The following is an 18,797-nucleotide window of genomic DNA, read 5'->3' as shown; positions in this document are numbered from 1 at the left end:
CATATTCAGGACGGGACACTATTAACAAAAGAGCCGCCCATAAGGGCGGCTCTTTTGTTAATAGCGATAGCGTATTGCTCAAAAATGTGAGTGACAGTATTTAGCTATTGGAGAAAATATCAATTTAAATACCTAAACCATGCTTTTCTATGTAGCTTATCAGCTGACGGTACGAGTTTAGTAAAAATGCTCTAGCGCTCCAATTGTTAGCCTCATCTTTGACACAAGGATTAATGAAGTTACCTTCGGGTGAAATAAAGAACTTGCTGTTTTCCAAACACGATTTTGTATGTTCCCAATCAGCCTCAAAAGTCATATAAAATGCGGAGATGAAATCTGAGACTAATTTGTTTAACTCAGTGTTAGCTTTAAAGCCACCAGATTTTTGAATCGCTAATGCTCGGGATAAATCGAGTATTTCTTCGAGAAGTTCGCGTTCTGAACGCATGCTTATGTTCTGCTCATCTTTAGTAACATTTTCTTCAAGGATCGATTTAACTCTACTTTCCAAATCAGGCCAAAATTTTTCAAAAACAGTATTTAGAACACTCTCTTCCAACATATTTGACTTATTAGCTTTATTGAGGTCGTTTACAAGTTTTCGAAAATCTGATTTTTCAAATAGAGTTGTTTGAAACTGAGTCAAAGGCCCATGAATGTCAGAGTTACCTAAGCCAATAAGAATTGGACAGACAAGTGACTGGTCGACTTTCTTTGAAATAGCACCTGCTTCGAACATAAGCCACTGGCTATTAATATTTTGAGGCGTAACACAAAATATACCAGCCATTGAGTTATCAAGTTCTTCCGCAATATCTGACGACCAACGAGTCCCCTTCTCAATATCACTAGGTGTGAAGTATGGTTTAACTGTTTGCAGTACAGTAGGTAGCCATTCCCGAATCGCTTCGGCAACTTTGTTACTAACGTCACCAGACCAACTAATAAAAACTTTCAATATATTCTCCGATGTCGACGTAAATGTTTTTTAGGTTATCCAAACGATATTTTCTTTTTGTCGCTTGGCAAAAATACACTTCTGGGGTGGCAATGGAAAGCGTCACCGAGTCTCAGTCTCTTGAATAACTCGGGAATGTGATCGCGGTGACACCCCATATGGTATTGCTGGCCAAGATGCGGAACGACGGCTGTTCAGGGGCTTGTGGTTAACAGAAATGGGCATGGATAAATAACCCGGGGCGTGGCAATGCCCCGGGTTATCAGTGGGTAGATGAGTCTCAGGCGGGTTGGTGGAGGGTGATGCAGCGAATTCCACCACTGGCGACGACCTTGCCGCCAAATTCGGAGGCGAACCGGACCGAGAGGAGGGCGGGGTTGCCACCCTCTGAGGCAGGTCACTGAATCGGGGGCGCTGGCGTGGTTAAATGGTCGGCTCACATCTTGCCGGATATTGCTGTGACCATGCCATCTGACCTTCAGCCGCTGCTCGCTTGGCCTGACTATCTGCAGGCATCCTGGCTGCGCTGCGCCCACCAGACCAGTGCCACCCTCTGGCATCCGCCCCACTGCGCCAAGGGGCAGACCTTGCAGAGCCTGCGCCAGCGCAAGCGCGACCTGCTCACCACCGGCGAGATGGCCCTCGAGGATCTCTACGAATTTATGGAGGGGCGCCCCTGCGCCCTGCTGCTCACCGACGAGAGCGGCTGTCTGCTGGCCCAGACCGGCCACCCCGACACCCTGCGCGAGTTGGCGGCGCTGGGGTTTGGCCCCGGCGCCTTCTTCAGCGAGGGGCGCATCGGCACCAATGCCATCAATCTGGCGGCGCTGGAGGGCGTGCCGCTCTGCGTCAGCGGTGCCCAGCATTTCAATCAGACCCTGCACCCGTGGCACAGCTGCGCCAGTCCGGTCTACAACAGCAATGGCCGTCAGGTCGCCATCATCGCCTTGATCTGCAAGGTGGAGGAGGCGAGCGCTGGCGATCTGGCGCTCACCGTCAGTGCCGGACGCGAGCTGGCCCACCTGCTGCAGATGGAGACCCTGATGCAGGAGTCCCAGCACCACCTGAGCGAGCTTTACGCCCTGCTCGATGGCATGGATGACGGCGTGCTGGCCTGGGACCCGCAGGGGCGGCTGCGCTACCTCAACGCGCTGGCTGCCAACCGGCTGCGGCTCGATCCGGCGCTCTGTCTCGGCCAGCCGCTGGAGCAGCACCTGCTGCTACCCCATCGGTTGCAGCTGGCCATCAGGGGGCAGACGCCACTGAGTCATGTGGAGGTGACGCTGGAGCGGCTGGGCGCGCAGGAGGGGGAGTTCATCAATGCGCTGGTGAGCCTCAAGCCGCTGCCGGGGCCGGAGGGGGTCAGCTTTATCGCCCTGCTGCACCCGGTTGATCGGCTGCGGGCCATTCACCAGCTGCGCCAGACGGTGCCCGAGCTGTCGGCGCTGGTGGGGGAGTCGAGCGCCATGCACAAGCTGCTGCGCTATGCCCGGCAGGCGGCCCAGAGTCAGGGGCCGATCCTGCTTCGCGGCGAGGAGGAGGTGGGCAAGGCCCAGCTGGCGGAGGCGATCCACTTTGGTAGCGAACGGGCCGCCGGGCCGCTCATTACCCTCAACTGCAAGGCGCTGCCGAGCGAGCGGATGGCGCTGGAGCTGATGGGCTCCGACGAGGCGGGGCAGGAGCGGGCGGGCAAGTTCGAGCTGGCTCACGGCGGCACGTTAGTGCTGGAGCAGGTGGAGTGTCTCTCCGCTCCCATGCAGGCGGCGCTGCTGCAACTGCTCAAAACCGGTCGCATCCAGCGCTTCGATTCGGCCCGTATCCTGCCGCTCAAGGTGCGGATCATCGCCACCAGCAGCGCCCCGCTGGAGCAGCTGGTGCAGGAGGGGCTGTTTGGCCGCCAGCTGCTCTATGCCTTGCAGGCGTGCGAGCTGTGGTTGCCGGGGCTGCGGGAGCGCGCGGCCGATCTGCCGGGTCTTATCAGCCAGCAGTTGGCGGCGCAGGGGCGCGAACCGGTGCGCCAGTTCAGCCCGGCGGCCCTCGATTGTCTGCTCGCCTATCCCTGGCCCGGCAATCTGGGGGAGCTGCGCAGCGCGGTGGAGCATGCGTTGCTCCACGCCGGTCAGGGGCCGATCCCGCCAGAGGCGCTGCCCGCCGCCATTCGGCACGGCTATCAGCGGGTGGCAGACGAGGTGGTGGGGCAACCGCTGCTCACGCTGGCGGAGCTGGAGCGGCAAGCTATCCTGCGCTGCGCCCACGCCTGCAAGGGGCAGGTGAGCCAGATGGCTCAGCATTTGGGTATCAGCCGCACCACCCTGTGGCGACGACTCAAGCTGCTCGAGATCGATCCCGCCGACTATCATGGCTGATGGCTATTGAGGCCGTTGCAAACCGGCCCGCTGAAAATGAAACGGCCCCGCAGTTGCGGGGCCGTGTTATATGGAAGGGTCAGTCGTAGCGCGGTTACAGCCCCAGCTGGTGGGCAGTGACGATGGCCGCCAGCACATCCTCGGCGGTGACCTTGAACGGCATATTGTGGATGGTTTCGCCCTCGGCGGTGGAGGCTTTGGCCACTTCCATCAGGCGCGCCATATCCAGCTCCTTGACCCCCATCATATGCAGGTTGGTCGGCAGGCCCACCGAGCGGCAGAAGGCCAGTACGGTTTCGATCTCCGCCATCGGCGCATTCTCCAGCACCAGCTGCACCAGGGTACCGAATGCCACTTTCTCACCGTGGTAGAGGTGGTGACACTCGGCCAGCTGGGTCAGGCCGTTGTGGATGGCGTGGGCGGCGGCCAGCCCGCTGCTCTCGAAGCCGATACCGCTCAGGTAGGTGTTGGCCTCGATGATGTTCTCCACCGCCTTGGTGCAGATTCCCTGCTCCACCGCCAGCTTGGCCTTGTAGCCATCGGCCAGCAGGGTCTTGTAGCAGAGCTCTGCGATGGCCTGCGCCGCCAGCGTAGAAGCGCCACCGGCCATGGTCTGGCAACCGGAGACCTTGTTGGCGCGCGCCTCGAAGTAGGTGGAGAGCGCATCCCCCATGCCGGAGACCAAGAGCCGCACCGGAGCGCGGGAGACCACGCCGGTATCCATGATGACCATGTTAGGGTTGGTCGGGATCATCAGGTATTCGCTGAACTGGCCTTCCGGGGTGTAGATGACCGCCAGCGCGCTGGTGGGGGCATCGGTGGAGGCGATGGTGGGCACTATGACCACCGGCACCTTCTGATAGAAGGCGACCGACTTGGCGGTATCCAGCGTTTTGCCGCCGCCGATGCCGATGATGACGTCAAACGGGGTCTGGTTGCAGCGGGCCAGCAGGCGGTCGATCTCGGGGCGGGAGCACTCGCCGTTGAAGCAGTCGAACTCCGGCTGGATGCCTGCACCGTGGAAGCTGGTGGCCACGGTATCGCCGACCAGCTTGGTGACGAAGGCGTCGGCCAGGATCAGCGGCTTGCTGCCGAGCGCGTTGACGTAGTTGCCGATATTGGCGAGGGCCCCGTTGCCTTGCACGTATTTGCTGGGGCTGATGATAATGCGGTCCATATTCTATCCCTCTCTCTTTACTAATTAAGAATCGGGGCGAAGGGGCGGCAGTGCCGGGGACTCCTTCGTCTTGAATGAAGCTGCACAGGCTCAGCGAGCGAGTGCAGCCCCTTGAAACAGTGGCTTCAGTCGCCAAAGCGCTCGGCGGCCAGCTGCTGGAAGCAGGTCAGTGCGGCGTTGGCATCCTCGCCGCGTGCCAGCAGGGTGAGTTGGTCGCCCTGACGCACATTGAGCATGGCGAGCCGGGTCAGGCTGCGGGGGTTGGCCTCTTTGTCCCCCTTTTGCAGCTTGAGTTCGGCAGCAAAGGGCTTGAGGGCAGCCACCAGCCGGGCGGCGGGGCGCACATGCAGGCCGTGGGGGTTATCCACCACCACTTCGCAGCGCAGCCAGCCGTCGTCGGCAACGGGGGCTGTCTCGATGGCGGCCTGCGCTGGGCTGGCAGGTAGCATCGCCTGTTTCGGGCCCAGCGCGCCGAGCGCTTCGGCGGCGACCTCGTCCAGCGTCAGGCCGGAACCGGCCGCCACCACGGCGGCCAGGGTGCCCTCCACCAGCGGAGCGGGGCAGAGCCGCACCCTTGCGCTTAACTCGGGTGGCAGCAGTTCTAGGGCGGTCTCGGCGCTCAGCAGAGCGCTGCCCAAGTCCATCAGCACCAGCACGCCGCTGCCGTCATCCGCCTCTTCAATCGCACTCATCACCGCGATGGCATTGGTGCCGATGGGGTGGTCGGCGTCATCGACCCCGGCCGCCAGCAGCAATCGGGCCGGGCTGCCGAGCTGATCGGCCAGCGCTTTCAAGCCGGCCGCCAGCATGGCGCTGTGAGAGACAACTACGATTCCGATCATGTCACAACCTCGCTCTGTCACGCAGGGCGGTCAGCAGCAGCAGGGTCGAGGTGGCCCCGGCATCCTGATGGCCGATGCTGCGTTCGCCAAGATAGCTGGCGCGCCCCTTGCGGGCCTGCATCTGGATGGTCGCCTCGGTACCGGCTGCTGCGGCTGCCACTGCCTTGTCCAGCGCCTCGTTGAGGGGCAACTCTTGCTGCTGCGCCTGTTGCAGGGCGGCTAGTGCTGGCCACCAGGCATCGCACATGGTCTTGTCACCCGGCTCGGCGCGGCCGCGCGAGACGATCCCCTCGACCCCGTCACTGAGCATTTTGCACAACTGGCTGAGGCTGAGGCTCTGGCAGGCGTCGGTGCTGGCTGCCGCCCGGATAAAGAAGGTGCCGTAGAGCGGGCCACTGGCACCGCCGACCGAGGAGAGCAAGGTCATGCCGGTGGTTTTCAGCACCTGACCGATATCCTTGTCCGCTACCGCGGGCAGCTTCTCGGCCACCTTGGCGAAGCCGCGCTGCATGTTGAGGCCGTGGTCGCCATCGCCGATGTCGGTATCCAGCGCGGTGAGGTAGTCGCGCTGCTCGGTAAAGATGTGTTCGCAGTCGAGCAGCCAGTTGACGATGTGATGCTTGCTTAACATGGGTTCTCCTTAGCAGCCGCGACGCAGGGCGGGGGTGTGAACGGGGGCATCCCACAGGGTCATCAGCTCATCATCCACCTTGAGCAATGTGATGGAGATGCCGGTCATGTCGAGGGAGGTGCAGTAGGGACCAATCAGGTTGCGCACCAGATGGATGCCCGCCTCTTCGCACAGGGTGGCGAGGCGACCATAGACGCCATAGAGCTCGGAGATGGGGGTGCCGCCGAGGCTGTTAACCAGCGCGATAACCCGATCGCCCTTGTTGAGCGGCTCGATAAAGGTGTGCTCTTCCTGCCAGCTGCCGCTGGTGCGATCCCAGTGGCGCAGGGTACGGCCATAGGGGGTATTGTCAGCAAGCTCGCTGAACATGTCGTCCACCAGGGTATTGAGGTCGGTGAAGGGGCGGCGCTCGATGCCCGGCTCGCCGTGGATACCGACGCCGAACTCCAGCTCGTTGTCCGCCAGGGTGAAGGAGGGCTTGCCAGCGGCCGGCACGGTGCAGGCATGCATAGCCACGCCTATGGTGCGGCTCTGGTTGTTGATGCGACGGGCCAGCGCCTCGCAACGCGCCAGATCGTAGCCCGCTTCGGCGGCGGCACCGACCAGCTTCTCGCACAGCACTGTCGTGGCGACGCCACGGCGACCTGCGGTGTAGAGGCTGTCTTTGACCGCCACATCGTCATCGATCAGGGCGAAGCCCACCTTGACCCCATCGCCGTGCAGCAGCTCGACCGCGGTCTCGAAGTTGAGCACGTCGCCGGTGTAGTTCTTCACCAGAAACAGCACGCCCGCGCCGCCATCAACGGCTTGTCCGCACTCATACATCTGATCCGGGGTCGGGGAGGTAAAAATCTCGCCGGGGCAGGCGCCATCCAGCATCCCTTTGCCCACCAGACCGCCGTGCATCGGCTCGTGGCCGCTGCCACCGCCGGAGACCAGCGCCACCTTGCCCATCACGGGGGAGTCGGCGCGGGTGATGTAGTGGGGTTCGATACGTACCTTGAGCTCGGGGTGGGCGGCTGCCATCCCCATCAGTTGTTCACGGACCACAGCATCGACGGCATTGATCAGTTTCTTCATGGCTCACTCCTTGGCTTGCCACCGCTCGGGTGGGCAAATGGTTGATGGAGCCAGTCTAACGACAGAAAGAGGGATAAAAATGACGGCCTGTTTGGTTCGGATTTGAAACAGCAGAAGGGGGATAGGTGTTTCAATCTGAAACGGCGCAGGGCAAACGGGCGGGAAACTGTTAGCTGACTCACAGCCATGAAAAAGGGCCCCGCAGGGCCCTAGGCTATAACCGGAATATGCGGATGGATTAGATGGCCCAGCCACCGGCATAGAAGACCACCAGCGCCAGGGCGATGATGACGGTGCCGACGTTGAGCTTCTTCCACTCGGCAGCGAAGATGCGGCCAACGACCAGTGCCACGAAGCCCAGCATGATGCCGGTCACGATGTTGCAGGTCAGTACGATGAAGACGGCGCACAGCATGCCGGAGAGCGCATCAACCGAGTCGCTGAAGTCCAGCTTGGTGACGTTGCCCAGCATCAGCAGACCGACATACATCAGGGCCGGTGCGGTGGCGTAAGCCGGTACCAGATAGCTGAGCGGGGAGAGGAAGATCATCAGCAGGAACAGCACGCCGACCAGCGCGGCGGTCAGACCGGTCTTGCCACCGGCCGCGGTGCCTGCGGCGGATTCGATGTAGACGGCAGCCGGAGCACCACCAACGGCACCTGCCACCATGCTGCTGACGGAGTCGGCAGTCAGGGCCTTGCCGCCGCTGATGATGTGGCCACGCTCGTTGATAAGGCCAGCCTGACCGGCCACGGCACGGATGGTGCCGGTGGCGTCAAACACGGCGGTCATCACCAGCGCCAGTACGGTCGGAATGACTACCGGATTGAGGGCGCCCAGCAGATCCATGCTGCCAACCAGAGAGCCTTTCTCGCCAGTCAGGCTCGGCATGGCGAAGAAGCCCTGCCAGGTCACTTTCGGGTCGAAGATAAGGCCGAGGATGGAGATGGCGATGATCACCATCAGGATGCCGCCCGGCACCTTGCGACGCTCCAGACCGAAGATGGCAGCCAGACCCAGCACCGTCATGATCACTGGGAAGGCGGTCACTTCACCCAGTTGAACCGGCAGACCAGCCCCTTCGTTCTTGATCACCATGCCAACGCCGTTGGTGGCGATCAGCAGCAGAAACAGACCGATACCGATGCCGGTGCCGTGAGCGATGCCGGAGGGGAGGTTGTCCAGGATCCACTGGCGCACGCCAGTGACGCTGATCAGGGTAAACAGCACACCCATCAGGAAGATGGCGCCCAGGGCGACCGGAATGCTCAGCCCCTGACCCAGCACCAAGCTGAATGCGGTAAAGGCGGTGAGAGAGATGGCGCAACCGATAGCCATCGGCAGCTTGGCCCACAGACCCATCAGCAGGGAGCCGAAGGCGGCGATCAAACAGGTGGCCACAAACACCGGGCCCTGCTCAAAGCCGGCAGCACCCAGCATGTTCGGCACCACTATGATGCTGTAGACCATCGCCAGGAAGGTGGTCAGCCCCGCGACCAGCTCCTGACGCACGCTGCTGCCGCGCGCAGAAATGGAAAAATAAGAGTCCAGAAAGCCGCCTGTCCCTGTTTGGGCGGCCATATCTTGCTTTGCCATAACTAATCCTGAAAGTGTGAAGGAAATCGTTTGCGTTGGTGGCGCGCAAAATAGCAAGAATTCGCGGCAAATACAGCGGATAACCTGACTTTTTCGTCACTATTTTACATTTTGAGTCCATTCGGAGCTCATTCTAAGACTCAAGCGGTGAGAGCGTGTAAGGGAGGGATCAAGCGGTCGGGCGAGGTGAGATCTGTGAGGAAAAAGCGGGAAAAACAAAAAACCCGCCTAAGCGGGTTTTTTTAAATTCTTGCAGAGCTGTCAGCAGTTGGCATGAGCCATCAGCAGCATGCTCCGGCTTGAATTACAGACCAACTACGTTGGCAGCAGCCGGGCCTTTCTGGCCTTGCTCGATGGTGAACTCAACGCGCTGACCTTCGTCCAGGGTTTTGAAGCTGGTGGACTGGATAGCGGAGAAGTGTACGAACACGTCTTTGCTGCCGTCAGCCGGGGAGATGAAACCAAAACCTTTCTCAGCGTTGAAGAACTTAACGGTACCAGTCATTTTGTTAGACATAATAATTTCCTTAAATAGTGTTGAATGCCACCTAAATGGCAATTTTTGATTTTTCGTCAGCAATACGTATGGGGAGCACTAAAGAAGGAGAATTATTTGATAAGAATTATCCGAGGATAACGCTTATGCTAATCACTGCTTTACTAAAATGACTGCCTAACATAATCAGGTCTGAACTGCCGAACCATCGAGAAAGATTAAAACACGCTCTCATTTTTAAAGCAAACTTTATCTCGATATTAATGTTTTGTAACAGCCAAAAATATCATTTTTTATAGTAAACATGATGCATTTCAACGGCATAGAAAAATCAGTGCAGACTCATATCACCCTGTGGCAAGCCGGATTCGGCTTTTTTGTCCTGACTATGTAGCCAGTTCTGGCAAAAAATATGAGAAAAAATGAAAAGCTGGCGATAGATGGGGATTGTCAGTTGGCGTTCTCTCTAACTCACAATGTAAATCACTTCTTTGCTGCTGCGATTAGCTTCTGAGCGGCAAATCAATGGCGGCGCCAAATCTGGCTCATCGAGCATCGCCCAGACATGCAAACGCCCGCAGGCACAAGTGCCAGCGGGCGTTTTGCAAGAGGGGATCAGCGCTTGCTGCGAAACTTGTTGCTGACCGAATCAATCCAGCTGAAGGTTTCCGGCAGTACCTGGTTTTTGGCGCGCTCTTTGGCTTTCTCGCGAGCCAGCTTGGAGGCTGCCTTGGCCGCTTCGGCGCGGTCGGCCACAATTTTCAGGCGACCCTCTTCGCGGATCTTGTTCCGCTCTCCGTTGGTCAGCTGGTGGTCTGCATTGGCTTGTGCCTTTTGCAATAACAAGGCTATCTCGGCTTTTTCGGCCTCGGTCAGATCTTTCATTTCCAGCTTTTTCACGGCGCGCTCCTGCGGCAGGGTGGTTAGACACCCTAACACAGTTGTGCCGATCACTTCTTATGCAATCGGCTTTCCGGCAGTAAAAATGCGGGTTTGTGCCAACTTTCCGTTATTTCGCTGCCACTTTCCCGCCTGTTTGCCACATTTCAATTTATGGCGAGCGGTGAGGGCATCTCTTGCTCCTCCGGCTCGACGTGGATCAGCACGATGGCGTGGGGCAACTGCGCCATGATGGCGTGTTCGATGCGATCACAGATATCGTGGGCTTCACCGATGCTCATCTCCGGGGGCAGTGTGAGATGGAAGTCGATATGGCGACGACGACCGGCACGACGGCTGCGCAGATCGTGAAAACCGCTGGCGGCAGGGCAGCATTCGGTGATGATGCGGCTGGTCATCGCCAGCTCTTCCGGGCTCATGCTCTGGTCGATCAGCGGCTGGAAGGCCTCGTTGAGCATGCTGATCGCCTCTCTGACAATAAAGATGGCGACCGCAATGGCGACCAGCGGGTCGAGGATGGCGAGTGAATGGCCGAACAGACCGGCCAGCCAGATCCCGCCAAGACCGACGGCGACCCCGGCTGAAGTGAGCACATCCGCCTTGAGATGGAGCGCATCGGCCGCCAGGGCGACCGACTCCTCCTCTCGGGCCACCTTGTAGAGGTAGGCTGAGACGCCGCTGTTGACCAGCGCCGAGATCACCATCACCAGCACGCCCCAGCCAATGCTTTCAATCGGGCTGGGGGTGAGCAGCTTGTCGACGGCTTCGAAGATGATCCAGCCCGCGGCCAGCAAGATAAGCAGTGCTTCGATGACGCCGGAGACATTTTCAATCTTGTCGTGACCATAGGGGTGGCGTTCATCGGGCGGGAGATCGGACTTTTTCACCGCGAACAGGGCGATCAGGGCTGCCACCAGATCCATGGCGGAGTGGATCGCCTCCGAGATGATACTGACCGAGCCGCTGGCGAAACCGGCCACCATTTTCATGATGATCAGACTGATATTGGAGCAGACCGACACCATGGCGGCTCTGGTTTTTCTGTTCATGTACAGCTTCCTGAATAAAAACGGATATTTCGGTGCGGCGCGCATTATATCCGGCTGACCGGAAATAACCTATTCGGTGTTGTAACCTGATGTTTCCGGTGATATTGCGAATGCTTATTAAAATGGTGACCTCTTGCGTGGCAATAAATAATGAGAGGGATTTATATTTATCCGTGAAAATATCTAGGTAACGATGACTTAATATAAGCGTGACAACATTTAATAATGCGAATTACTCTTTTTTGGTCTTTCCTGTCGAGGTCCTTTGGCCTCTGCGCTCAGGGGGCTGTGCGCGACATTTTTTGGACGAGAATGAGGCTGGATCCGGATGCCGCTGGAGGGTATGCTGGGTCTGGTGATGGTCTTGCACCATCCCACCAAGCGTACTGAAGTTGATGATTCGGATGGCATGCTGGCTCCCATGAGGAACCAACTGTCTGGGTAACATTTTTGGAGTTTGATGATGAGTAACAAAGAACATCACAACGGCAAAGATGCCAAGAAAAAACCGCAGATGTCACTGAAAGAGAAACGCGAAGCCAAACGTCAGAAAGCAGAACTGAAAAACGGCAGCGCAATGAAGTAACGCTCCCCTACTGCTGTTCCTTCGGAGCCAGTACAAAGCCAGCCCTTACCGGCTGGCTTTTATGTTTGTGGCTCACGGCGTGGCGCCGTAAGCCGCGAAAATCTGGTGATAACGACCATCCTGACGCATCGCCTCAAGGCGCTTATCAAACAGATTGCGGGCATCGGCCGTTCGGAAGGCAAAGTGATAGACGGTGGGCGGGAAGAGGTCTGCTTGCCTGACCTGATTGCGCTCGTAGTGCTCGCCTGCCTGGGCGGTGGCAATCAGCTGGTCGAGGTAGTAGTAGAACACCCGCTCCTCCAGTACGACTGCATCTACCCTGCCGCGCATCAGCTGATGTACCTGCACCTGCTGCTTGGCTACCTCCTCATAGTGGGGATTCTGGTTGGCCATGGTGGCGAACGCGCCCCCCAGAATGATCCTTGCCCGTTGAAAGGCGGTGACCCGTTTTGAATGCAGGTCGTCCAGAGTACTGATGTGGGTGCTGCGCAGGGTGAAGATCCGGTTATGGAAGGTGATAACGGGCTGGGTCAGAACGTGAGGATCAACCATACCGGGTCTGACGTTGATGATGGCATCCAGCTTTCCTGACTCGAACAGGCGGAAGGTGCGCTCCAGCGGCAGAAATTCAAAGCTGGGCTCATAGCCGCTGCCAGTGAACGCCTCTTTCAGCAGATCCAGCTCAATGCCGCGATTCTCGCCTTCGATGACATAAGGGGGGATGGCAAAGCTGACCCCGACCTTGAGTGGCTTTGCCTGCAACTGGCCGGACAGTATGCTGGTCAGCAGGAGCAATAAAGGGGTGAGCAGTTTCATTGCACTTTTCACAAAGCGCTCTTGTGGAGAATATCCATCACTGTAGGGGAGGCAGTCATAAAACGTCTTATCCCTTTCGGGGCTGAGTGCATAAAAAAAGACCCTGAGTTATCAGGGCCTTTTCAATATTCTGTTCTTAGAACGGGATATCGTCGTCGAAATCCATCGGCGGCTCGTTATATACCGGCGGCGCAGATTGCGGCTGCTGGGCAGGACGGCCATAACCGCCTTGCGGCTGCATGTTCTGCTGCGGAGCCGGTGCCGGGCGCTGCTGATTCATCGGCTGCTGGGCAGGCATGCTCTGCTGCGGCTGACCCCAGTTACCCTGGGATTGGCCACCCATGTTCTGGCCCATGCCCTGACCGCCTTGCGGACGGCCACCCAGCATCTGCATCACGCCAGTGAAGCTGTCGACCAGCACCTCAGTGGTGTAGCGCTCTTGGCCGCTCTGATCCTGCCATTTGCGGGTTTGCAGTTTACCTTCGACATAGACCTGGGAGCCTTTCTTCAGGTACTCGCCAGCCACTTCGGCCAACTTGCCCATGAAGACGACGCGATGCCATTCGGTACGCTCTTTCTGCTCACCGGTCTGCTTGTCGCGCCAGGTTTCAGAGGTAGCCAGAGTAATGTTGGTCACAGCACCGCCACTCGGCATGTAGCGTACTTCCGGGTCTTGCCCGAGGTTACCGATCAGAATGACTTTATTGATGCCTCGACTGGCCATAATCTCTCTTCCACCTTATTTACCGGCCAGGTCGAAACCTGGTCCAACACGACTAGATACCTGATTAGTTGCTGTGTGCGGGGCGCAATGTCCCGCAGACGCATGTGACGGTCATAGTAACAGTTGCGAAGCGGATTGGCAGCATCCTTAACCGGCTTGATGCGCCAAAGGCAACTGTTGGCTCCTGCTGTAGTGATGGTCGGGTTGCAGCTGTTTCCGGCGCGTCCGGCATCACATTTCTGCCATATATTCCTGTTATGCTGGCTGATTGGCGAATTGTAATCGGTTTTTAAATCGACTAAAAACATATGGTTACGATATTTATGAGATCCATTCTCATACTTTTTTAATATTGTGCTCCCATACCTCCTTGGTAGACTCAGTCGGCCAGATTAGGTGGTTTACAGGTTCAAGGAAGAGCACACAATGAAAGCCGCATGCCCGATCGCACTGGTCACTGAAAATAATGTGCAGGCCAGCACATTTGCTGCATACCTCATCTCTCATTTGAGCCGTCCCGTCCAGCTAATCCACGAGATTAATCAGCTAGATAACCAGTGTGACGGCACGCTGTTTCTCATCGATCTCGACTATATCCGCTCTGGCCAGTCATTGGGCTGGAACCGGGCGATCTCCGAACGCTTTGGCATGGCGACCACTGTGCTGCTCAATGCTCCCACTGCGACGGATCGCGACCTGTTGCTGATGTGGCCGCAGATCTGCGGTCTGTTTTTCCGTCAGGATCCGCTCGACCGGCTGGTTGCCGGGTTGCAGAAAATCCTGCTGGGCGAGTACTGGATGCCGCGCCACCTGCTGTGCGAGCTGGTCGAATACTATCGCCAGGGCAATAGCTACCTGCAGCGTAACGACACCCTGTTGACAGCCAGAGAGCAGGAGATCATCCGTTATCTGATGACGGGCGCCTCCAATGTCGAGATCGCCGACAGCCTGTTTGTCAGCGAGCACACCGTCAAATCCCACCTCTATAACGTCTTTAAAAAGCTGAATGTGAAGAACCGGATCCAGGCGGTGAGCTGGGCCAAAGAGTATCTCGATGCTCCGGACTCCCACTGATGAAAGCGCTCTCTGTGGCGTGTTGCCTCGCGCTGCTTTGGGGCTGCACGACCGTTGTGGCGGCCGAGGCTGATACACCGCTGGAGTCGGTGCAGCCGGAGCAGGAGAGTGATCGGCTGGATGTGGATGGTCTGGTACTGGATCGCACCTTTACCCGTTTCGGTCAGGGCTTTTATAACGAATTTACCCGGTTGCGCAGCGATGAAGACCCGGATGCCAGAGAAAATCTGACGATTCATGAGCGCCCGACAGCCCGCTGGGGCAGCCTGATCTGGATCACCCACAACCGGAAGGTGATTTTTAAAACCGCACTCTCTCCCGGCCGCAATCAGCAGGAGCAGAGCGCCAAACTGGCTTGGTCACAGGTCAGGCAGACCCTCGAACAGCAGAAGATCGCGACCCTGTTCATGGATACCTTCGATTTGGAACATGATGAACTATAAGGATATTTCTCATGCGTGCCCGGTTATGGCTAGTTGCTGCACTGATAGCGCCAACGCTCCATGCGTCGGAGCTTGTCTATCGCCCCATCAACCCCAGCTTTGGGGGTAACCCTCTCAACAGCAGTCATCTGCTTGGCACCGCCAATGCGCAGAATGATTACAAGGATCCCGCCAGTGGCAGCGGTAGCAGCGGCACCTCGGCGCTGGATCGCCTGACCTCCAACCTGCAATCCCGCCTGATCAGCCAGCTGCTGGCCGATATCGGCAAGGATGGCAGCCAGAGTGGCAGTCTGGTGACCGATGATTTTGCCATCAATGTGGTGGATGAAGATGGCACCCTGGTGGTTTCGATCACCGACCGGGTGACCAACCAGACCACCATGATCGAAGTGAATGGCCTGATTGCCGACTGAGGGCGCGATGAAACGACAACTGTTATTGATAGTGCCCCTGCTTGCGCTGGCTGGCTGTGCGACCCATATCGGCTCTCCCGTTGCCGATGAGAAGGCAACCCTGATGCCGCGATCCGTCTCTTACAAGGAGCTGATCAGTCTGCCCAAGCCAAAAGGGAAAATTGTCGCGGCCGTCTACGATTTTCGCGATCAGACCGGTCAGTACCTGCCTGCACCGGCGTCCAACTTCTCCACGGCGGTCACTCAGGGTGGGGTGGCCATGCTGAGCACGGCCTTGTGGGATTCCCAATGGTTTGTGCCACTGGAGCGAGAGGGGCTGCAGAACCTGCTGACCGAGCGCAAGATTGTGCGGGCGGCCCAAAACAAGCCCAATGTTCCCGGCAACAATGCCAATCAACTGCCCTCGCTGGTTGCCGCCAACATCCTGATCGAGGGGGGGATCGTCGCCTATGACAGCAATGTACGAACCGGCGGGGCGGGGGCCAAGTATTTTGGCATTGGCGCCAGCGGGGAGTATCGGGTCGATCAGGTGACGGTCAATCTGCGCGCCGTCGATATCCGTTCAGGCCGGATCCTGAACAGTGTCACCACCTCCAAGACAGTACTGTCGCAACAGGTGCAGGCCGGGGTATTCCGCTTCGTCGAGTACAAGCGCCTGCTGGAGGCCGAGGCCGGTTTCAGCACCAATGAACCGGTACAGATGTGTGTCATGTCGGCTATCGAGTCCGGGGTGATCCGGCTGATAGCCAATGGTGTACGGGACAATCTGTGGCAACTGGCTGACCAGCGGGATATCGACAATCCGATCCTGCAGGAGTACCTGCAAGACAATGCCCCGCTGCTTTGAGTTTTCCCGCTCGCGCAATGCCCTCCCTGGTGGAGGGCATTTTTTTTGGCCTCCATCGAATACGAATTAAGACTTTCTGCTCAGCGACAGGGCGGCACTTTTCATCCTCGAATCAGCGGAGTGCCTGATAGGCCGCCTCTGGTCTGACAGGGATACTGTGGGCGTTTTCCAACAAGGCGATGGCGCGATGAAACACCTGTTGAGTGCTCTCTTTTTCCTGCTGATATCGGGCGCCCCGCAACTCGCCGCAGAGCCTGCCGTCTTCGACGAGCTGGCGATGGCAAGCGAGCTGGATTCCGGTCTGCAGACCGATGGGAATCAGGCGCTGTTGTGGCAACTCGGTAGCGAGCAGCAACTGCGCCTCACCCAGCAAGGGGAGCTGAATCAGGCGCGCCTGCTGCAACAGGGTTGGGCCAATGAGTTGGCACTCTCCCAGGTGGGAGATGAGAACTGGGTCAATGGCGCGCAACTGGGTGAGGGCAATAGCGCCGAGCTCTATCAGGCGGGCATCAATAACCGGATTTGGCTGCTGCAACAAGGCAGCGGCAATGAAGCCTGGATCAGTCAGCAAGGGGCAAACAATCAGGCCCGGGCGATCCAGCTGGGTGATGGCAATCAGGCCAGCATCGAGCAAAACGGGTATGGATTGGCGGCAACCGTTATTCAGACGGGAGCCAATCAGCAAGTAAATGTCGTTCAAACCAACTGAGCCTAGGCTCAACCATTAGCACGAGAGGGAAATCATGTTTAAACGTACCATCATTGCCTCGGCAGTTCTTCTGGCGACCAGCACCGCTTGGGCGGCATCTACTGGCAATCAGGCTGAGGTGACTCAGGCTCAATTCTCCAGCGGCAACCTGGCGTACATCCAGCAGGTCGAGGAGAGCACGGCTAACAAGGCGGCGATCTATCAACAGGGTAACGACAACCTCGCCTCGACCGAGCAGCGCAATACCGGTGCTTCCACTGCTGATATCAAGCAAGCCGGTGGCCAGAACGAAGGGGAGGTATTGCAGCAGGGGGTGACCAATAAATCGACTGCGACCATTGATACCAACGGGCAGCTGAACAAGGCCTCGATTACCCAGCAGTACTACAACGGTGAGGCAACGGCCCGGGTGAGCCAGCTCGGTGACAGTAATAATGCTCTCATTAAACAGGATGATGGTAACGGCGCCATTTCAGTGATTGAGCAGCAAGCGGATGGTAACAGCGCGCAGATCAATAACTACTGGTCTGATTATGCCAGCGCGACCATTACCCAGTCAGGAGAAGGTGGGCATATTGCGGATGTCGATCAACGCGAATCCGATGGTGCCGTTGCCAGCGTGGCTCAAGAGGGTGGCAATAACACGGCCTTAGTCGCACAACGTACAAGCAACTTCGGTTACGGCGCAAACGAGGGCACCTCTGCGGTCGTCAAGCAAAGTGGCAATGACAACACTGCCGAGGTCACTCAGCTGGGGCTGGCCAACGTTGCAACGGTGGAGCAAAGCGGGACCGCTGGCAGCGTGACAGCCCAGCAGTCTGGTGCGACCGCCGGACAAGGGAACAACCTGCTGGCCAAGCAGGCTGGTTCCGGTGAAACCGCCCTTCTGACCCAGACCGGGAGTCGTAACCAGATCGACTCTGAGCAGAGAGGTTCTGAGGATCTGTTGACCATCACCCAGAATGGTAACGAGAACATCGCTAACGCCAGACAGAGCGGCACTGGTGAAACGGCGGTCGTGACTCAACTGGGTAATGGCAACCAGGCCGATACCAACCAGCAGGGGTCTGGCAACACTGCACAGGTCACTCAGAATGGCAGCAATAACCAGGCAGTGGTTGATCAGCTGGCCACCAGCGTGGGTGGGTCTGTCACTATCGATCAGTTGGGTAGCGACAACTATGCCAATGCAGTGCAAGAGGAAGGTAGTCGCAACAAGGTCGATATTGACCAGAACGGCACTGGCAACCAGGTTGCCGCCGCGCGTGGCGTTGAGGGCAAAGGAGCCTGGACCTGGGGCTCGGACAACAAGCTGGTCGTGGCTCAGAAAGGCACTGACAACTGGGCTTATGCCGATGCGTCTCACTCTGACTCTGTGGTCAAAGTGACCCAGGATGGCGAGCTGAACAATGCCAAGGTCGAATCCTATCTGGGTAGCGACAACACGCTCACCGTGAGCCAGTTCGGTGAAAAACACGTGGCCAACGTTTACGTCAATGGCGGCATGGGCGGTGGCAATAACGAAGTTGACGTTGCACAAACCGACAGCCTCAACACTGCCAATGTGACGGTCTATGGCAGCGATAACATGGCCTATGTCTATCAGGGTTCTGGTAGCAACTGATGGTTATCTCCGGATTCAGGGGCCTGCGGGCCCCTCTTTTGTTGGTGCTGCTCTGTGGGTTGATGCTGGTTTATCGCGTTCCTTCACCAGCAACTGCAAGGGAAACCGAGATAGAACCCGATCCGTCGATCCGCTTGTCCCTCAATATGGTGCAGAGCGAACAGGGGCTGTCACTTGCACCGACGCTGCTCAGCAAGCGCAACTTGACGGTGAGCTTCAGGTTGCTGGTGTATGGCGAAGGGGCCGCCGGGAGCACGACTCAGCGCCAGAGCCGTAATCTGTCGCTGCAGGCTGGAGTGGTCATGGCGGTTGGCAAAATAGGGCTGGGTTTGCGTTGCCCCTATCGGGTCGAGGTCACCGCCCGGATATGGCAAAACGAGCGGCTGCTGGTGGAGAAAAAAGAGCAGATGGCGTGCGCCGGATGATGCGCATTTCATCTCATGACTGTCTATTCATCCAGTAGTC

General features: G+C 57.8%; 20 protein-coding genes. 9 read left to right on the top strand and 11 right to left on the bottom strand.

What is annotated here, in order from left to right:
- Positions 1 to 124: 124 nt before the first annotated feature.
- Entirely contained in the window at positions 125 to 958 is an 834-nt protein-coding gene (locus BN1139_RS18240) for a TIR domain-containing protein (protein ID WP_005355019.1), read from the bottom strand.
- A gap of 464 nt (positions 959 to 1,422) precedes the next feature.
- Here BN1139_RS18240 and dhaR point away from each other — a divergent pair, with 464 nt between their 5' ends.
- Complete coding sequence (dhaR, locus tag BN1139_RS18235) at positions 1,423 to 3,324, top strand: dihydroxyacetone kinase operon transcriptional regulator DhaR (RefSeq protein WP_005355017.1); 1,902 nt, start codon at positions 1,423 to 1,425, stop codon at positions 3,322 to 3,324.
- A 94-nt stretch (positions 3,325 to 3,418) separates the two neighbouring features.
- On the opposite strand, the gene BN1139_RS18230 is transcribed toward dhaR, so the two are convergent.
- From BN1139_RS18230 to BN1139_RS18195, 8 genes are all read right to left on the bottom strand, one after another.
- Positions 3,419 to 4,501: a glycerol dehydrogenase gene (locus BN1139_RS18230; protein ID WP_005355016.1), complete on the bottom strand. Its 1,083-nt coding sequence runs from the start codon at positions 4,499 to 4,501 to the stop codon at positions 3,419 to 3,421.
- A gap of 125 nt (positions 4,502 to 4,626) precedes the next feature.
- Positions 4,627 to 5,343, bottom strand: coding sequence for a dihydroxyacetone kinase phosphoryl donor subunit DhaM (gene dhaM / locus BN1139_RS18225; protein WP_005355015.1), 717 nt, complete (start codon positions 5,341 to 5,343; stop codon positions 4,627 to 4,629).
- Position 5,344: 1 nt separating this feature from the next.
- Entirely contained in the window at positions 5,345 to 5,974 is a 630-nt protein-coding gene (gene dhaL, locus BN1139_RS18220; protein WP_005355013.1) for a dihydroxyacetone kinase subunit DhaL, read from the bottom strand.
- A gap of 9 nt (positions 5,975 to 5,983) precedes the next feature.
- Positions 5,984 to 7,054 carry a dihydroxyacetone kinase subunit DhaK gene (dhaK, locus tag BN1139_RS18215; protein WP_005340163.1) on the bottom strand — a complete coding sequence of 357 codons (1,071 nt, stop codon included), beginning with the start codon at positions 7,052 to 7,054 and terminating at the stop codon, positions 5,984 to 5,986.
- 238 nt (positions 7,055 to 7,292) lie between these two features.
- Positions 7,293 to 8,651: an NCS2 family permease gene (locus BN1139_RS18210; protein WP_005355011.1), complete on the bottom strand. Its 1,359-nt coding sequence runs from the start codon at positions 8,649 to 8,651 to the stop codon at positions 7,293 to 7,295.
- Between the two features lie 304 nt (positions 8,652 to 8,955).
- Positions 8,956 to 9,168 (bottom strand): transcription antiterminator/RNA stability regulator CspE, encoded by a 213-nt coding sequence (gene cspE / locus BN1139_RS18205; protein ID WP_005316548.1) that lies wholly within the window; start codon positions 9,166 to 9,168, stop codon positions 8,956 to 8,958.
- A 594-nt stretch (positions 9,169 to 9,762) separates the two neighbouring features.
- Entirely contained in the window at positions 9,763 to 10,047 is a 285-nt protein-coding gene (yjbD, locus tag BN1139_RS18200) for a DUF3811 domain-containing protein (protein WP_005340165.1), read from the bottom strand.
- Between the two features lie 146 nt (positions 10,048 to 10,193).
- A complete protein-coding gene (locus tag BN1139_RS18195) occupies positions 10,194 to 11,096 on the bottom strand; it encodes a cation diffusion facilitator family transporter (protein ID WP_005355009.1) in 903 nt (300 codons plus the stop codon).
- Positions 11,097 to 11,556: 460 nt separating this feature from the next.
- Between BN1139_RS18195 and BN1139_RS21900 the strand changes: the two genes are divergently transcribed.
- A complete protein-coding gene (locus tag BN1139_RS21900; RefSeq protein ID WP_019445191.1) occupies positions 11,557 to 11,682 on the top strand; it encodes a hypothetical protein in 126 nt (41 codons plus the stop codon).
- A 72-nt stretch (positions 11,683 to 11,754) separates the two neighbouring features.
- Here BN1139_RS21900 and BN1139_RS18190 read toward each other — a convergent pair whose 3' ends face one another.
- Positions 11,755 to 12,498, bottom strand: coding sequence for a substrate-binding periplasmic protein (locus tag BN1139_RS18190; RefSeq protein WP_005355007.1), 744 nt, complete (start codon positions 12,496 to 12,498; stop codon positions 11,755 to 11,757).
- A 136-nt stretch (positions 12,499 to 12,634) separates the two neighbouring features.
- Positions 12,635 to 13,222, bottom strand: coding sequence for a single-stranded DNA-binding protein (locus BN1139_RS18185; protein ID WP_005340181.1), 588 nt, complete (start codon positions 13,220 to 13,222; stop codon positions 12,635 to 12,637).
- 426 nt (positions 13,223 to 13,648) lie between these two features.
- Between BN1139_RS18185 and BN1139_RS18180 the strand changes: the two genes are divergently transcribed.
- From BN1139_RS18180 to csgH, 7 genes are all read left to right on the top strand, one after another.
- Positions 13,649 to 14,296, top strand: coding sequence for a LuxR C-terminal-related transcriptional regulator (locus tag BN1139_RS18180; RefSeq protein ID WP_005355006.1), 648 nt, complete (start codon positions 13,649 to 13,651; stop codon positions 14,294 to 14,296).
- The gene (locus BN1139_RS18175; protein ID WP_005355005.1) at positions 14,296 to 14,739 is read left to right on the top strand and encodes a curli production assembly/transport protein CsgE; all 444 of its coding nucleotides are present in this window, start codon (positions 14,296 to 14,298) and stop codon (positions 14,737 to 14,739) included. The genes BN1139_RS18180 and BN1139_RS18175 overlap by 1 nt, the downstream gene beginning before the upstream one ends.
- An 11-nt stretch (positions 14,740 to 14,750) precedes the next feature.
- A complete protein-coding gene (locus BN1139_RS18170) occupies positions 14,751 to 15,152 on the top strand; it encodes a curli assembly protein CsgF (protein ID WP_005355004.1) in 402 nt (133 codons plus the stop codon).
- A 7-nt stretch (positions 15,153 to 15,159) separates the two neighbouring features.
- Entirely contained in the window at positions 15,160 to 15,999 is an 840-nt protein-coding gene (locus BN1139_RS18165; RefSeq protein WP_005355003.1) for a CsgG/HfaB family protein, read from the top strand.
- A gap of 187 nt (positions 16,000 to 16,186) precedes the next feature.
- Positions 16,187 to 16,708 carry a curlin gene (locus tag BN1139_RS18160; protein WP_005355002.1) on the top strand — a complete coding sequence of 174 codons (522 nt, stop codon included), beginning with the start codon at positions 16,187 to 16,189 and terminating at the stop codon, positions 16,706 to 16,708.
- A gap of 34 nt (positions 16,709 to 16,742) precedes the next feature.
- Positions 16,743 to 18,332: a curlin gene (locus BN1139_RS18155; RefSeq protein WP_005355001.1), complete on the top strand. Its 1,590-nt coding sequence runs from the start codon at positions 16,743 to 16,745 to the stop codon at positions 18,330 to 18,332.
- 44 nt (positions 18,333 to 18,376) lie between these two features.
- Positions 18,377 to 18,757 carry a curli-like amyloid fiber formation chaperone CsgH gene (gene csgH, locus BN1139_RS18150; protein ID WP_232297640.1) on the top strand — a complete coding sequence of 127 codons (381 nt, stop codon included), beginning with the start codon at positions 18,377 to 18,379 and terminating at the stop codon, positions 18,755 to 18,757.
- Positions 18,758 to 18,797: the final 40 nt, after the last annotated feature.

The organism is Aeromonas veronii bv. veronii, from assembly GCF_000820225.1.
GTDB classification, from domain to species: Bacteria; Pseudomonadota; Gammaproteobacteria; order Enterobacterales; family Aeromonadaceae; genus Aeromonas; species Aeromonas veronii.
This window is presented reverse-complemented; position numbering and strand designations above follow the sequence as displayed.

Excerpts from the sequence above, each read along its gene's own strand:
- BN1139_RS18165 (WP_005355003.1), top strand. The coding sequence starts at position 15,160 with ATGAAACGACAACTGTTATTGATAGTGCCCCTGCTTGCGCTGGCTGGC.
- BN1139_RS21900 (WP_019445191.1), top strand. The coding sequence starts at position 11,557 with ATGATGAGTAACAAAGAACATCACAACGGCAAAGATGCCAAGAAAAAA.
- BN1139_RS18210 (WP_005355011.1), bottom strand. The coding sequence starts at position 8,651 with ATGGCAAAGCAAGATATGGCCGCCCAAACAGGGACAGGCGGCTTTCTG.
- dhaM (WP_005355015.1), bottom strand. The coding sequence starts at position 5,343 with ATGATCGGAATCGTAGTTGTCTCTCACAGCGCCATGCTGGCGGCCGGC.
- cspE (WP_005316548.1), bottom strand. The coding sequence starts at position 9,168 with ATGTCTAACAAAATGACTGGTACCGTTAAGTTCTTCAACGCTGAGAAA.
- BN1139_RS18175 (WP_005355005.1), top strand. The coding sequence starts at position 14,296 with ATGAAAGCGCTCTCTGTGGCGTGTTGCCTCGCGCTGCTTTGGGGCTGC.
- dhaK (WP_005340163.1), bottom strand. The coding sequence starts at position 7,054 with ATGAAGAAACTGATCAATGCCGTCGATGCTGTGGTCCGTGAACAACTG.
- BN1139_RS18155 (WP_005355001.1), top strand. The coding sequence starts at position 16,743 with ATGTTTAAACGTACCATCATTGCCTCGGCAGTTCTTCTGGCGACCAGC.
- dhaL (WP_005355013.1), bottom strand. The coding sequence starts at position 5,974 with ATGTTAAGCAAGCATCACATCGTCAACTGGCTGCTCGACTGCGAACAC.
- dhaR (WP_005355017.1), top strand. The coding sequence starts at position 1,423 with ATGCCATCTGACCTTCAGCCGCTGCTCGCTTGGCCTGACTATCTGCAG.
- BN1139_RS18170 (WP_005355004.1), top strand. The coding sequence starts at position 14,751 with ATGCGTGCCCGGTTATGGCTAGTTGCTGCACTGATAGCGCCAACGCTC.
- BN1139_RS18185 (WP_005340181.1), bottom strand. The coding sequence starts at position 13,222 with ATGGCCAGTCGAGGCATCAATAAAGTCATTCTGATCGGTAACCTCGGG.
- BN1139_RS18180 (WP_005355006.1), top strand. The coding sequence starts at position 13,649 with ATGAAAGCCGCATGCCCGATCGCACTGGTCACTGAAAATAATGTGCAG.
- BN1139_RS18160 (WP_005355002.1), top strand. The coding sequence starts at position 16,187 with ATGAAACACCTGTTGAGTGCTCTCTTTTTCCTGCTGATATCGGGCGCC.
- BN1139_RS18195 (WP_005355009.1), bottom strand. The coding sequence starts at position 11,096 with ATGAACAGAAAAACCAGAGCCGCCATGGTGTCGGTCTGCTCCAATATC.
- BN1139_RS18230 (WP_005355016.1), bottom strand. The coding sequence starts at position 4,501 with ATGGACCGCATTATCATCAGCCCCAGCAAATACGTGCAAGGCAACGGG.
- BN1139_RS18190 (WP_005355007.1), bottom strand. The coding sequence starts at position 12,498 with ATGAAACTGCTCACCCCTTTATTGCTCCTGCTGACCAGCATACTGTCC.